At 67.8% G+C, this 13508-nt stretch carries 13 protein-coding genes and 1 pseudogene; 10 read left to right on the top strand and 4 right to left on the bottom strand.

Annotated features, from left to right (window positions below; genetic code table 11):
- Positions 1-267 (top strand): annotated as a pseudogene (malG, locus tag ACE3TU_RS11490) (maltose ABC transporter permease MalG); the annotation flags it as partial.
- 232 nt (positions 268-499) lie between these two features.
- Here malG and ACE3TU_RS11495 read toward each other — a convergent pair.
- The gene (locus ACE3TU_RS11495; RefSeq protein ID WP_374624276.1) at positions 500-2662 is read right to left on the bottom strand and encodes an esterase-like activity of phytase family protein; all 2163 of its coding nucleotides are present in this window, start codon (positions 2660-2662) and stop codon (positions 500-502) included.
- A gap of 272 nt (positions 2663-2934) precedes the next feature.
- Between ACE3TU_RS11495 and ACE3TU_RS11500 the strand changes: the two genes are divergently transcribed.
- The 9 genes from ACE3TU_RS11500 (at position 2935) to ACE3TU_RS11540 (ending at position 11649) form a co-directional block, all read left to right on the top strand.
- Positions 2935-3837, top strand: coding sequence for a sulfurtransferase (locus ACE3TU_RS11500; RefSeq protein WP_374624278.1), 903 nt, complete (start codon positions 2935-2937; stop codon positions 3835-3837).
- A gap of 81 nt (positions 3838-3918) precedes the next feature.
- Positions 3919-5133 (top strand): YeeE/YedE family protein, encoded by a 1215-nt coding sequence (locus tag ACE3TU_RS11505; RefSeq protein WP_374624280.1) that lies wholly within the window; start codon positions 3919-3921, stop codon positions 5131-5133.
- Positions 5130-5438, top strand: coding sequence for a hypothetical protein (locus ACE3TU_RS11510; RefSeq protein WP_374624282.1), 309 nt, complete (start codon positions 5130-5132; stop codon positions 5436-5438). Before ACE3TU_RS11505 ends, ACE3TU_RS11510 begins: the two co-directional genes overlap by 4 nt.
- Entirely contained in the window at positions 5435-6052 is a 618-nt protein-coding gene (locus ACE3TU_RS11515; protein WP_374624284.1) for a hypothetical protein, read from the top strand. Before ACE3TU_RS11510 ends, ACE3TU_RS11515 begins: the two co-directional genes overlap by 4 nt.
- Before the next feature lie 263 nt (positions 6053-6315).
- Positions 6316-7287 (top strand): galactofuranose ABC transporter, galactofuranose-binding protein YtfQ, encoded by a 972-nt coding sequence (gene ytfQ / locus ACE3TU_RS11520; protein ID WP_374624286.1) that lies wholly within the window; start codon positions 6316-6318, stop codon positions 7285-7287.
- Positions 7259-8899, top strand: a complete 1641-nt coding sequence (locus ACE3TU_RS11525; protein ID WP_374624288.1) for a sugar ABC transporter ATP-binding protein — start codon at positions 7259-7261, stop codon at positions 8897-8899. Before ytfQ ends, ACE3TU_RS11525 begins: the two co-directional genes overlap by 29 nt.
- On the top strand, positions 8896-9906 hold the full coding sequence (locus tag ACE3TU_RS11530) for an ABC transporter permease (RefSeq protein WP_374624290.1): 1011 nt from the start codon (positions 8896-8898) through the stop codon (positions 9904-9906). Before ACE3TU_RS11525 ends, ACE3TU_RS11530 begins: the two co-directional genes overlap by 4 nt.
- Positions 9903-10880: a galactofuranose ABC transporter, permease protein YjfF gene (gene yjfF, locus ACE3TU_RS11535; RefSeq protein WP_374624292.1), complete on the top strand. Its 978-nt coding sequence runs from the start codon at positions 9903-9905 to the stop codon at positions 10878-10880. The genes ACE3TU_RS11530 and yjfF overlap by 4 nt, the downstream gene beginning before the upstream one ends.
- A gap of 1 nt (position 10881) precedes the next feature.
- Positions 10882-11649, top strand: a complete 768-nt coding sequence (locus tag ACE3TU_RS11540) for a FadR/GntR family transcriptional regulator (protein WP_374624294.1) — start codon at positions 10882-10884, stop codon at positions 11647-11649.
- On the opposite strand, the gene ACE3TU_RS11545 is transcribed toward ACE3TU_RS11540, so the two are convergent.
- The 3 genes from ACE3TU_RS11545 to ACE3TU_RS11555 all read right to left on the bottom strand — a co-directional run.
- Entirely contained in the window at positions 11646-12200 is a 555-nt protein-coding gene (locus tag ACE3TU_RS11545; protein WP_374624296.1) for a dihydrofolate reductase family protein, read from the bottom strand. The genes ACE3TU_RS11540 and ACE3TU_RS11545 overlap by 4 nt on opposite strands.
- A gap of 106 nt (positions 12201-12306) precedes the next feature.
- Positions 12307-13101 (bottom strand): exodeoxyribonuclease III, encoded by a 795-nt coding sequence (gene xth / locus ACE3TU_RS11550; protein WP_374624298.1) that lies wholly within the window; start codon positions 13099-13101, stop codon positions 12307-12309.
- Positions 13098-13508: alpha/beta family hydrolase (locus ACE3TU_RS11555; RefSeq protein WP_374624300.1), on the bottom strand; the 411-nt coding region annotated here is incomplete at its 5' end. The genes xth and ACE3TU_RS11555, both read right to left, overlap by 4 nt.

The following is a 13508-nucleotide window of genomic DNA, read 5'->3' on the forward strand; positions in this document are numbered from 1 at the left end:
CCGATGTCGGTGCCGATCCTGGCGGTGGTGTTCGTACTGAGCTTCATCGGCCACGTCACCGAGTACCCGGTGGCATCGGTGCTGCTGCGCGAAACCGGCAACATGACCCTGGCCGTCGGCGCCCGTTCCTATCTCTACGAACAGCGCTACCTGTGGGGCGACTTCGCGGCGGCGGCGATCCTCTCCGGCCTGCCGATCACCATCGTCTTCCTGTTAGCGCAGCGCTTCCTCGTCAGCGGCCTGAGCGAGGGCGGCGTCAAGGGCTGATCGCCGACGGCCGATCCCTGTGCCGGTGCGGAGAGGGCCCTGGAATCCGGGCTCGAGCTCGATCTCGCCGACCAACTCGGCCGGCCGCATCCCGCAGCTGCCGACGCGGAACCCGGCGGCTGGCGCATGTAGCGCAATGCCCGCCAGGCCGGCGTCCGTTGCGAGCATTCCGCGTCACAAACGAAAGGGCCGACCCGAAGGCCGGCCCCGGGGCCCCGCGAGCAGGAGGCCCTTACTGAACCTGGCCGACCGACCAGAAGTTGGTTTCGCCCGAGCTGTCCGCGACGCCGTCATTGTCGGTGATGACGAAGCCGTTGCCGGTCGCATCGATCGCGAAGCTTTCGACCTTGTCGAGCACGTAGCCGCGGCGCGCGGCGAGCTCCGGCAGGAAGTCACGGACCTCCTGCTTGCTCACCACCGGCAAGTCCCCGCCGATTTCGGCGCCGACCAGCTCGGAGACCGGGATGCGGAAGAGCTTCTTCAGCACCGCCTTTTCGGCGACCTGATTGTCACGCTCGACGACATAGACATGATCACCATGCGCCGTGATCTCGGACAGACCGTTCCAGGCCCCCTCGGCCGGAGCGTCGAGCGGATAGCGCACCGCACTCCAGGTCTTGTCGCCGGTATTGTAGCCGAGGAGCTTCACCTGGCCCTTCGGATCGTCCTTCCACTCGCGCTGGATGGCGACCCACAGGGTATCGCCGAGCCTGGTCACGCCCTCGGCACCGAAGCGGATCTCTCCGGCGAGGAGCGCCTCGGGGAACGCCACTTCTTCGACAATGGCGCCCTTGGCGTCGACGCGGAACAGGGCGTGCGGCGTCAGGCGATCGGTGCGTCCCTCGGAGGCAACCCAGAAGCCGCCCTTGCCGTCGAGGGTGATGCCCTCGAGGTCGAGCTTCTGGGCCGGGTGGCCGCCGCGGGTGACGATGGTCCTCGCGGTGATGCGCGCCGGCCTGGCCGTCGCATCGATGGTATAGATCGACGGCTCGGCGCCGAGCACGCTGTCGGAAACCGCGTACAGGATGCCGGGCTTTTCGGCGTCGGCGACGGCGCCGGAGATCGCCACCCAGCCGATCGGGCGACCGTCGGCGTCGAGATCGGAAATCAGTTCAGGGTATGCCGCCTCACCCTCGGCGCGCTCGTAGATCATCACGTGCGAGCCGGCGAGGCCGTCGGCGCGCAGGTCGACCTCGTTGGCGGTCGCCAGCAGGTTGCGGGACGGGATGGCCACCAGCCCCTCGGGCGAGATGCCGGACGGCAGCGACTGCAGGTATTCGGGCGCCGCGCCGGTATCCTTGTAGACGGCGACCAGCGAAGAGCGTTCCTGCGCGACGAAGAACAGCGCGTCCTCGCCGAAGGTCGCTGCCTCGAGCCCCTCGGGCTCGACGCCCTTGTTGTTGCGGGCATCGGGATAGTGGCCGAGGCGTGCCGCCTCCAGTTCCATGGACGGGCCGCTCTCGTAGACGACGGTGCCATCCTTGCCGAAGATGGTGAAGCTGCGCGAGCCGCCGTTCCAGTCGCCTTCATTGGCGACGACGAGGCGGTTGTCGTCCAGCCACTTGACCGCGTCGGGCTCACGGGGAACGTCGTCCTTCCGACCGGTGAAGCTCAGAGCGCCGTCACGCTTGGTGTCGATGCCCTCGAGGCTGGTCGTACCGGCCGAGAAGTGCGAGATGACGGTGCCGCTCCTGCCGTCGACGATGACGATCTCGTTGTTCTCCTGCAGCGTCACGGCGATCTCGTCGAGACCGTTGAAGTCGACAAACTCGGGCTCGGGGTCCTCGCCCGCCGTGGCAGCCAGACCGGCCAGGTCGACCTTGCGCAGGCTCGCCGGATCAAGCGCACCATCGACGAGGTTGAAGAGCACGAGATAGCCGGCCGGAGCCTGCGGGATGTCGCCATCGTTCACCTCTTCGTCGCGCTCGTTCTCGATGGCGATGGCGATCAGCGTACCGGCGTCGTTGTGAGTGATCGAGTCAGGCTGGCCGCCGAGTTCTATGGTCGCTTCGACGACACGGGTCGCCAGATCGACGACCACCAGCCGGCCGGAGACGTCGACGAAGTCCTTGCGGGTGTTGACCGCAGCGTAGACCTTGCTGCCCAGGACAGTGACGGAGGTCGGCTCGCCATCGAGCGCAAGAAAGCCCGCTGCTTTGGGGGTGGCCGGATCAGTGATGTCGATGAAGCCGATGCCACCGGCCGGGCTGTCGGAGTAGACGAGGGTCAGACCATCCTCGGACGCGGCGACGATCTCGGACGATGTCGACTCGGCGTCGGGGCTGTTGAGCGCCACGGGGAAGCTGGCGATGCGGTTGAACACGGGGGCCGCGGCGACCGGTGCGACGGAGGTCATCAGAGCCGTGGCAATCGCCAGAAGCTTACGGTTGTCCATATTCGTTTCTCCCAGACATGATGTGGTCCCCCCGATAGGGGCGCCACAACAAGCCCGGATGACAGCGCGGCGACAGTTCGATGACAGTCCCGACCGAAGGCCGCTCGGCGAGCCGCGACGGCGGGAGCCGCCGGGTCGAAATGCCATGCTCCGAAAGGCCGCGTCGAGGGGATGAGTTTTGTCAACTCGCTGAAGGCTTTGGTTCGTCAATCGTCGCCTGAGACGAGCGCGGGACATATTGTCGGGCCAACGCACCCAACAGGAGAAAGCGCATGCGCCTGACTGCCCTCGTCACTGCAGCCGTACTGGCCCTCACCCCCGTTGCGAGCTTCGCATCAGACGTCACCCCGCTGGTCACCGCCGAGTGGCTGAAGGCGCACGCCGGGGACCCCAACGTCGTCATCCTCGACATCCGCGACAAGGTCGCGGAGACGGACCTGGGCGGCCTGCCCTATATCGCCAACGCCGTGGTTGCCCCGTACGGGTCGGCCGGCTGGCGGACCGAGGTCGACGGGGTGCCGGGCCAGATCCCGCCGGTCGAGCAGATTGCCGGGCTGATCGGCGGGCTGGGCATCGATGGCGACGACCATGTGGTGATCGTTCCGTGGGGTACGGACTCCTCCGAGTTCGGCGGAGCCACCCGCGTCTACTGGACCTTCAAATATCTCGGCCACGACGAGGTCTCCATCCTCGACGGCGGCTGGCGCCAGTACGACGCGCAGGGCGGCGAGCGGGTGGCCGAGCCGGCCGCGGCCGAGCCGGTGACCTTCCCCTATGAAGTCCAGCCGGCCCTTCGCGCCACGACCGCGGATGTCGAGGCGGCTCTGGCAAGCGGCCGGGCGCTGATCGACGGCCGTCCGGCGGAGCAGTACCTGGGGCAGGCCAAGAGCCCGGTCGTACGCATCGAAGGCACCATCCCCGGGGCGCAGAACCTGCCGCACTCGAAGTTCTACAGCGCCGACTTCGCAAGCTTTGCGCAGCCCGAAACGGTGCTGGCGCTGGCCCAGAGCGTCGGCCTCGACGCGGACGAGGCAAACATCGTCTTCTGCAATACCGGGCACTGGGCCTCGATTGCCTGGTTCGCGCTGCACGAAATCGGTGGCAACAAGAACACCGCGATGTATGACGGCTCAATGGCCGAGTGGGCCGCCGATCCGGCCCGCCCGATCCAGTAAGGCCTACTCGCCGACCTCACAAACCCGGATGCTGCGCCGCGCGCGCAGCATCCGACGGCGCATTCCAGAATGAGTTTCCGCATGAGCGTCGCCACCGCTGCACAACCCGCGACTGCCTCGCTGCCGCAATCCGACCGTATGCCGCTGGTTGTGGCGGGAGCGATGCTGGTTGCCGGCTTCGTGCTGATCACCTGGCTCGTCGACCTGCGCCAGGGCGCCCTGTTTCTCATCGGCGGAGCGCTCGGCATCGCTCTCTACCACGGCTCATTCGGCTTCACCGGAGGCTGGCGGCGGATGGTGGTGGAACGGCGCGGCCGGGGCATGCGGGCCCAGATGCTGACGATCGGCGTCGCCACCATCGCCATGATTCCACTCGTCTGGGCCGGCAGCATCGGCGGCCAGCCGATGGTCGGTGCGCTGGCGCCGATCGGGGTCTCGGTGCTGCTCGGTGCGGCGATCTTCGGCCTTGGCATGCAGCTGGGCGGCGGCTGCGGCTCGGGCACCCTGTTCACCGTCGGTGGCGGCTCTGCCCGCATGCTGGTGACGCTGGTGTTCTTCATCGTCGGAGCCCTGGCCGGAACGGCGCACCTGCCGTTCTGGCTGCAGCAGCCCGGGTTGCCTGCCATCAGCCTGGGGCGCGAGCTGGGCGTCGGCCTTGCCGTCGCGGTCACCATCACGGCGCTTGCGCTGGTAGCGCTGCTCACGGCGATCATCGAGAAGCGGGTCCATGGCAATATCGAGTCCGAACCGGCGCTGCCCGGGAACGGGTGGCACTGGGTGACGCGCGGCCCGTGGCCGCTGGTCGGGGCGGGCCTCGTGCTCGCCGTGCTCAACGTCGCGACCCTCTTGCTGGCGGGACATCCGTGGTCGATCACCTACGGCTTCGGCCTGTGGGGCGCCAAGATCGCGCAGGCCGTCGGCCTCGACGTCGCCAGCTGGGAATTCTGGACGGCACCGGCGCAGGCGCGGGCGCTGTCCTCGAGCGTCCTCGCCGACACGGTATCGGTGATGGATTTCGGGCTGGTGCTCGGTGCAGCCCTGGCGGCCGCCGCTGCCGGCAAGTTCGCGCCCAAGGCCGCCATCCCGCTGGGATCGCTGCTTGCGGCGATCGTCGGCGGCCTGCTGATGGGTTACGGCGCCCGGCTTTCGTTCGGCTGCAACATCGGCGCGCTGTTCTCCGGCATCGCCACGGGAAGCCTGCATGGCTGGCTGTGGTTTGCGGCGGCGTTCGCCGGCTCGATCGCCGGGATAGCCCTGCGACCAGCCTTCGGTCTCGACGGATTCGCCAGGAAATGACCAGCCGCAACACCCTGCTGTTTGGCGCAGCGCTGGCCGCGGCAACGGCCGCCATCGCCATCGACCATGCCACGCACCCCGTACCGCCGCGGCCCGAGTACGGGGCCGGCCCGGTCGCGGCCGGTACGGCACCATGCGCGGCAGCACCCTGTGCGGCCGGCGCCCCGAAGCTGGCCGCCCCGCCGCCGCCGCTGCAACCGGGCGCCGATGACGAGGGCGGCGGACTTGCTGCCCCCCCTCCGCCTCCAAAGGTCAGGACCTCGGGGGAGGAAACCCCCGATCTTGCCGTCGGCACCGATCCGTGAGCGAGGAACGACAGCGCGCACTGGCCGAAGTCGCCTACTGCGAGGCCATCCTCGCCAAGTCAGGGTTGACCATTCTCAACGAGGTGTTTGCGGACGCTGCGGCCATCAGCGCCTGGGAACACCATCCACCCGGCGACGTGTTCGATCCGGCCAGCGCCTCGCAATGGTACTATCACTGTCATCCGGCGACCGCGGGTGACCGCGAGCACGGGCACTTCCACTGCTTCATCCGCCCGGCCGGTGCCTCGGGACCGGTCCACCATCTGGTGGCGGTTGGCGTGGACGCGGGTGGACGACCGATTCGCCTCTTCACCGTCAACCAGTGGGTGGTGGGCGACGCGTGGATCGACGCGCCGACGGCCATCGCGCTGCTGTCGCGGTTCGACGTGCAAATGCCGCGTCCTTCCTATCTGCTGAACCGCTGGCTCTCGGGCCTCGTCCGGGCCTACGAGCCGCAGATCGGACAGTTGCTGCTCGACCGGGACCGCACTCTCGCGGAGAGCGCCGGCGGGCGTCCTGCTGCTGTTGTCCGCGAAGACCGAAGCCTCGAGGTCCTCTCGGAACTGCCCATCGGCACTGGCGCTTCGGGCGGCCGGCCGGGGGCCGGGGACTAGGCTCCGTCGGCACACCGGAGGGGGGGCTCGGGTTCCTCCGGCGAGCCGGCAACCCACTCCGCCCCTCGGGCAAGGACACTCCGAAACCTCTGCGAGACGACTGCACCGCGAGGGGCTGGCGGCGGCGCGGCAGTGCCGGAGGCCGGCCCTTGTCCGACGCGTCCCGCGCACCGACAGGGCATCTTTACATATAATAGTACTTTATGTAGCGTCCCCCCATCGCCCAGGCGGACACCGCCGGGCGGCTTTTGGGAGGAACCATCGTGAAGCTCATTTCCAAGCTCGCCGTCGCGGCGGGCCTCGTCACCGCCTTGTCTTCCGCGACCCTGGCGCAGGATCTCAACGGACTTACCATCGGCTTCAGCCAGATCGGCTCGGAGTCCGGCTGGCGCGCCGCCGAGACATCGGTCACCAAGCAGCAGGCCGAGGCGCGCGGTGTCGACCTGAAGTTCGCCGACGCCCAGCAGAAGCAGGAGAACCAGATCAAGGCCATCCGCGGCTTCATCGCCCAGGGTGTGGCCGCCATCCTTGTCGCCCCGGTGGTCGCGACGGGCTGGGAAGACGTACTGGGCGAGGCCAAGGAGGCCGAGATCCCGGTGATCCTGCTCGACCGTGGCGTGGACGCGCCGCAGGACCTCTACCTGACCAGCGTGGCCTCGGACCAGGTCAAGGAAGGGCGTGTCGCCGGGCAGTGGCTGGTCGACGCGGTCAAGGACAAGGACTGCAAGGTCGTCGAACTGCAGGGTACCGTCGGCTCCACCCCGGCCATCAACCGCAAGAAGGGCTTCGAGGAAGCGATCGCGGCGCATGCCAATATCTCGATCATCCGCAGCCAGACCGGCGACTTCACCCGCTCCAAGGGCAAGGAAGTGATGGAAGGCTTCCTCAAGGCCGAGAATGGCGGCAAGGACATCTGCGCCCTCTACGCCCACAATGACGACATGGCGGTCGGCGCCATCCAGGCCATCAAGGATGCCGGGCTGAAGCCAGGCAGCGACATCCTCGTGGTCTCGATCGACGCGGTGCCGGACATCTTCACCGCGATCGCCGCCGGCGAGGCCAACGCCACGGTGGAACTGACGCCGAACATGGCCGGTCCGGCCTTCGACGTGCTCGCCGCCTATCTCAAGGACGGCACGGTTCCGGAGAAGTTCATCATCACCGAGTCCAAGCTCTATACTGCGGCCGACGACCCGCAGGGCGAATATGAGCGCCGCAAGGGCCTTGGTTACTGATATAGGAACGAGGGTTGACGCGGTCCCCGCCGGCAGCACGCCGGCGGGGACACCCATCGAGAGCGCCCTGAGGCGCCGTGGGCAGGAGGGGCGATTGGACGGCGACCGGCTGGCGCTCGAGGCGCGCGGAATTACCAAGGTCTTCGGCAACCACGTGGCGCTCGACGCAGTGGATTTCGGGTTGCGGGCGGGAGAGGTGCACGCCCTGCTGGGCGAGAACGGCGCCGGCAAGTCGACGCTGATCAAGATCCTGACCGGCGCCTACCAGCCGGATGGTGGCGCAGTGCTCGCCGACGGCACCGCGATCACGCTCGACAACCCGCAGCAGGCGCAATCGCACGGGATCGGCACGGTCTACCAGGAGGTGAACCTGCTGGCCAACCGCAGCGTGGCGGAGAACCTGTTCCTCGGCCACCAGCCGACCCGCTTCGGACTGGTCGACCGCAGGAAGATGGAGCACGATTCGCGGGCCATCCTGTCGCGCTACGGCCTGGGTATCGATCCATCGAGCGAACTCGGCACGCACTCGGTGGCGGTGCAGCAGATCGTCGCCATCGCGCGGGCCGTGGAACTGAGCGGCAAGGTCCTCATCCTCGACGAACCGACCGCGAGCCTCGACCGCAACGAGGTGGAACGCCTGTTCGAGATCATCGCCGGACTGAAGTCCTCCGGCCTCGCCATCGTATTCATCACGCACTTTCTCGACCAGGTCTTCGCCATCGCCGACCGCGTCACCATCCTGCGCAACGGGAAGCTGATCGACACCCGGCCGCTCGACGACCTGACCCGCACCGACGTGGTGCGCCTGATGCTGGGCAAGGACGTGGCCTTCTCCGGCGCCACCAAGCTCGAGGACAGCCGACCGCTGGGGGAGGTGCTGGCGGAGTTCCGCGGCTACGGCCGCAAGCGCAGTGTCCGCCCGTTCGACCTGACCGTCCACAAGGGCGAGGTCATCGGGGTTGCCGGACTGCTCGGCTCGGGGCGTACCGAGATGGCGCGCATCATGTTCGGCGCGGACGCGGCGGACGAAGGGACGGTGACGGTAGCGGGCATGCCGGTGTCGATCGCCAGGCCGACCGACGCCATCGAGCGCGGCTTCGGCTTCTGCCCGGAAGACCGCAAGGCGGAAGGGATCTTCGGCGACCTGTCGGTACGCGAGAACATCGTGATCGCGCTGCAGGGCAAGCTCGGCTGGTTCAGCGCCCTCAATCGTGACGAGCAGCTGGAAATCGCCGGGAAGTTCGGCGAGGCGATGGACATCCGCGCCGCCTCGCTCGACATGCCGGTCAAGCTGCTCTCGGGCGGCAATCAGCAGAAGGTGATCCTGTCGCGCTGGCTGGCCACCGACCCGGCCTTCCTCATCCTCGACGAGCCGACGCGCGGCATCGACGTGGGCGCCCATGCCGAGATCGTCAGGACGATCAACCGGCTGCGCGACGAAGGACTGGCGCTGGTGGTGATCTCCTCCGAGATCGACGAGGTGGTTGCCTATTCGTCGCGCATCGTGGTGATGCGGGACCGCGAGCTGGTTGCCGAACTCAACGGCGAGAACATCAACCCCGGCGTGATCGTCCAGGCGATCGCCAATCACAGGGAGGCCAGTCCGGCATGATCCGGCGTTTGCTCAGCCGCCTCGCCAACCCGCAGCTCGGTGCCCTGGTCGGCGTGTTGCTGATCAACTGGCTGCTGTTTCCGGGCTTCTTTCGCGTGACATGGCAGGACGGCCGGCTGTTCGGCAGCCTGATCGACGTGCTGAACCGCGGGGCGCCGGTGGCCATCCTCGCCATCGGCATGGTCGGGGTGATCGCCACCAAGGGCGTCGATCTCTCGGTCGGCGCGGTGATGGCGGTGGCGGGGGCCGTGGCGGCGACGCTGGTGGTTGCCGGCTACCCCGCCCCGGTCGCCGTGGCGGTGGCGCTGGCCGTCGGGCTCGCCTGCGGCCTGTGGAACGGCTTTCTCGTGGCCGTACTCGATATCCAGCCGATCGTCGCCACGCTGGTGCTGATGGTCGCCGGACGCGGCATCGCGCAGCTGATCACTGAGGGCTTCATCGTTACGTTCACCGATCCGGTGCTGATCTTCATCGGTACCGGGTCGTTCCTCGGGCTGCCGATGGCCGCGGTGATCGCGCTGGCGCTGATGGTGCTGGTGACCGTGCTGGTGCGGCGCACCGCCATCGGGCTGTTCATTGAGGCCGTGGGCATCAACCGCAAGGCGGCGAGCCTCGCAGGCATTCGCAGTCGCATGCTGCTGCTGCTGGTCTACGCGCTGTCCGGGCTGTGCGCCGCGATTGCCGGCATCATCGTCGCCGGCGACATTCGCGGGGCTGACGCCAACAATGCCGGCCTGTGGCTGGAACTCGACGCGATCCTCGCCGTGGTTATCGGCGGAACGTCCTTGCTGGGCGGACGCTTCTCGGTGCCGCTCGCGGTGGTCGGAGCACTGATCATCCAGGCCATGAATACCGGCATCCTGGTGTCGGGGTTCCCGCCGGAGTTCAATCTCATCGTCAAGGCCGGGATGATCTTCATCATCCTGCTGATCCAGTCGCCGCTGGCGCCCCGGCTGCTGCCCGCCGCGATGCTGCGACGCAACGGATCGAGGGGGACGGACAAATGAACCGCAGCCTGCGCCCGCTGCTGGCCACGGCAGTGATCTTCGTTCTCGCCTACGGGCTGAGCGTCATGCAGTTTCCGGGCATGTTCTCGACGCGGGTGCTGGGGAACCTGCTGACCGACAACGCCTTTCTCGGCATCACGGCGGTCGGCATGACCTTCGTCATCCTGTCGGGCGGGATCGACCTGTCGGTGGGTGCCGTCATCGGGTTCACCGGTGTGCTGGTCGCGGTGCTGGTCAGCTGGGCCGGGCTCCACCCACTCCTCGCCTTCGCCATTGCCATCGCCGTCGCCGCCCTGTTCGGCGCGGTGATGGGTCTCGCCATCCACTACCTGCAGGTGCCCGCCTTCATCGTGACGCTGGCCGGCATGTTCCTCGCTCGCGGCGGCGCCTCGGTGATCACGCAGGACTCGGTGCCGATCAAGCACGAGTTCTACGACTGGATTTCCGACCTGGTGGTCCGCCTGCCGGGCGGCGGCCGGCTCAGCTTCATCGGCCTCACCATGATCGCCGTCTTCGTCGTCGGCGCCGTCATCGCGCACCGGACGCGGTTCGGCTCCTACGTCTACGCTCTTGGGGGCAATACCGTCTCGGCCTCGCTGATGGGCGTGCCGGTGGCGCAGACGACCGTCGCCATCTACACGCTCTCGAGCGTGCTCGCGAGTCTATCGGGAATCGTGTTTTCGCTCTACACGTCGGCGGGTTATCCGCTGGCGGCGGTTGGCGTCGAACTGGACGCGATCAGTGCCGTGGTGATCGGCGGCACGCTGCTGACCGGCGGCTACGGCTTCGTCCTCGGCACGTTCATCGGGATCATGCTGCTGGGCCTGGTCCAAACGTACATCATCTTCGACGGCACGCTGTCGAGCTGGTGGACGAAAATCGTGATCGGTGTACTCTTGTTCCTGTTCATCGTGCTGCAGCGGCTGATCTTTGCGGCCTCCGCGCCGGGGGAAAAGGCGGCTAAGAAAGCATAGCATGTACGAAGCAGGCAGCCTCATCCGCTCGTTGACGGGGCGGCCCGCTGCACGGAACTATCATGCCTATGTGATCAACGAGATCGGCCTCGGCATCGTCTCGGGGGCTCATGCCGTCGGCTCCCTGCTCGCCAGCGACGCGGCGATGATGGAACAGTACGGGGTATCGCGCACCGTGCTGCGCGAGGCGATCAGGACGCTGGAGGCCAAGGGCCTGGTCGAGGCGCGCCCCAAGGTGGGGACGCGCGTCACGCCGAAATCACGCTGGAACTTCCTCGACCCCCAGGTGCTGGCCTGGCATTTTCACGCCCCGCCCGACCCACAGTTCTACCACAGCCTGTTCCGCGTGCGTGGCGCCTTCGAGACGCCGCTCGCCGAACTGGCCGCCCGGCATCGCACCGCAGAACATGTGAGGCTGATGAAGTTCTGGCTCCACCAGATGGCGACGAGCGGCGACAGCGTGCAGCAGGCCGGCCTGGGCGCCCTCGAGGTGCACTCGATCATCGCCGAGAGCGCCGGGGACGTCCTGCTTCGGGCAGTGGTGGGAGTGACAGAACTGACGCTCGCCCTGGCCCTGACGCGCGAGTCCGCCCTGGCTGGAGCGGAGTATCGCCGGCAATCGCTGGAGTTTCGGGAACAGCTCGTGACGCATATCGAGTTCGGCCGGGCCGACGAAGCGGTCCGGCTCATCGAGAGCTGTCGCCAGCTCGACCGCGCCCAGGTGCTGGGTCGCGAGGCTGCGGTCAAGCCCGCCGGGAGCGTCCGCTAGGCGGAGCGGAGGCCATAGCTCGTGACGACATTGCCCTTGCTGGTCCGCCGGCAATCGCGCAACTCGAGACGGGTCACCGGATCGGTGGGCTCGAACATCCGCATGCCGGCACCGGCGACCACCGGATGCGTGATCAGGGTCAGGCTGTCGAGCAGACCTGCAAAGAACAGTTGGCGGGCAACAGAGATGCCCCCCATGACGGCGATGTCGCCCCCGTCACGGGCCTTCAGGGCACGCACGAACTCCAGGAGGTCGCCGACGATGAGCTTCGAGTTCGACCAGCCCATATCCGCGGGGGACAGGGTGCGCGAGGCGACGAACTTCGGGACGGAATTGATGAACGTCGCGAAGTCGCCGTCCATGGTGGCGGTAGGCCAGTAGCCGGCCCATTCGGAGTAGCCGACCCGCCCCATCAGCACGGTGTCGGTCGCCTGCATGACGGTGCCCAGCATCTCGCCCAGTTCGTCGTCGAAGGCATCGAACTGCCACAGGTTGGGGGACTGGACGACGCCGTCGACCGAGTGGAAGTAGCCGGCTGTGACCTTACGCATGCTGATGCTCCTTGTTCGATGGTCGTGGCCCCTGCCTACGCCCGTTCACCACCACGACGAACGTAGCTGCGCCGAATCGACAGGGGCAAGAAGATTATCCGGCAGACTAGCGGCGCCGACGGCCCGGCTCGGGACCGAGCTCGATCCAGACCGGGGCGTGATCGCTGGCCTCGGACGCCCCGCGCACGTCACGATCAATGCCGAAGCGGCGCAGACGGGGCACGAGGTCAGGCGAGACCAGCAGATGATCGAGCCGCAGCCCGGCATTGCGGGCCCAGCGCTCGCGGCGATAATCCCAAAAGGTATAGAGCGTCTCGGATGGCGCGAGCGCCCGGAGCGCGTCGGTCCAGCCTTGCTGCTGCAGGCGGTCGAACTGGGCGCGGCAGGCGGGCTGGAGCAGCGCGTTGTCGTCGTAGGAGCGGGTCGGGTAGATGTCGCGGGCTTCGGGCACGATGTTGTAGTCGCCGGCGAGGACGACCGGGACGCCGGCTTCGACCAGCCCGGCGGCGTGCGCGATCAGTCGCTCGTTCCAGTGCAGCTTCCAGTCGAACTTGGGACCGGGCTGAGGGTTGCCGTTCGGAGCATAGAGGCAGGCGACGAGCACGCCGTGCGCCGCAGCCTCGATGTAGCGGGCCTCGGCGCGATCCTCGGTGCCGGGGAGCCCGGCGCGGGTCAGGATCGGCTCGCTGCCACGCGCGAGGATGGCGACACCGTTCCAGCTGGCCTGTCCGGCGAACACCGCCCCGTAGCCGGCCTCGGCGAGGGCGCTGCGCGGAAACTGGCGGTCGCTCGCCTTCAGTTCCTGCAGGCAGACAATGTCGGGCTCGGCGTCGGCGAGCCAGGCCAGCAGGTTGTCGAGCCGCCGGACGATGCCGTTGACGTTGAAGGTGGCGATCTTCACGGAGAGGGCGAGAGGTGCCCGGCCCACTCGACGACACGGCGCGCCATGGTTGCCAGATGTTCGGCGGTCGAGAAACCGGAGATCGCCTTGCGCGGCTTCAGGTCGTGGTCGCCATCCTCGAGCCAGCACAGTTCTATAGCAGGCGAGAGGCCGTAGCCCGCAACCTCGTCGGGCACACCGAACTCGTCGCGGGTGCCCTGGACGATCAGGGTGGGGGTCCTCAGCCCGACGAGGTGGCGGGTGCGCAACTGTTCCGGCCGGCCCGGCGGGTGGAAGGGGTACCCGAGGCAGACCAGCCCGCCGATGCGGCCGGCCTCGAACAGGCCATCGGCGACCATGCTGGCGACGCGGCCGCCCATCGACTTGCCGCCGATCAACAGCGGGCCGTTGGTCGGGCCGAGATCGTC

It is taken from the genome of Devosia sp., from assembly GCF_041917035.1.
Taxonomy (GTDB): domain Bacteria; phylum Pseudomonadota; class Alphaproteobacteria; order Rhizobiales; family Devosiaceae; genus Devosia_A.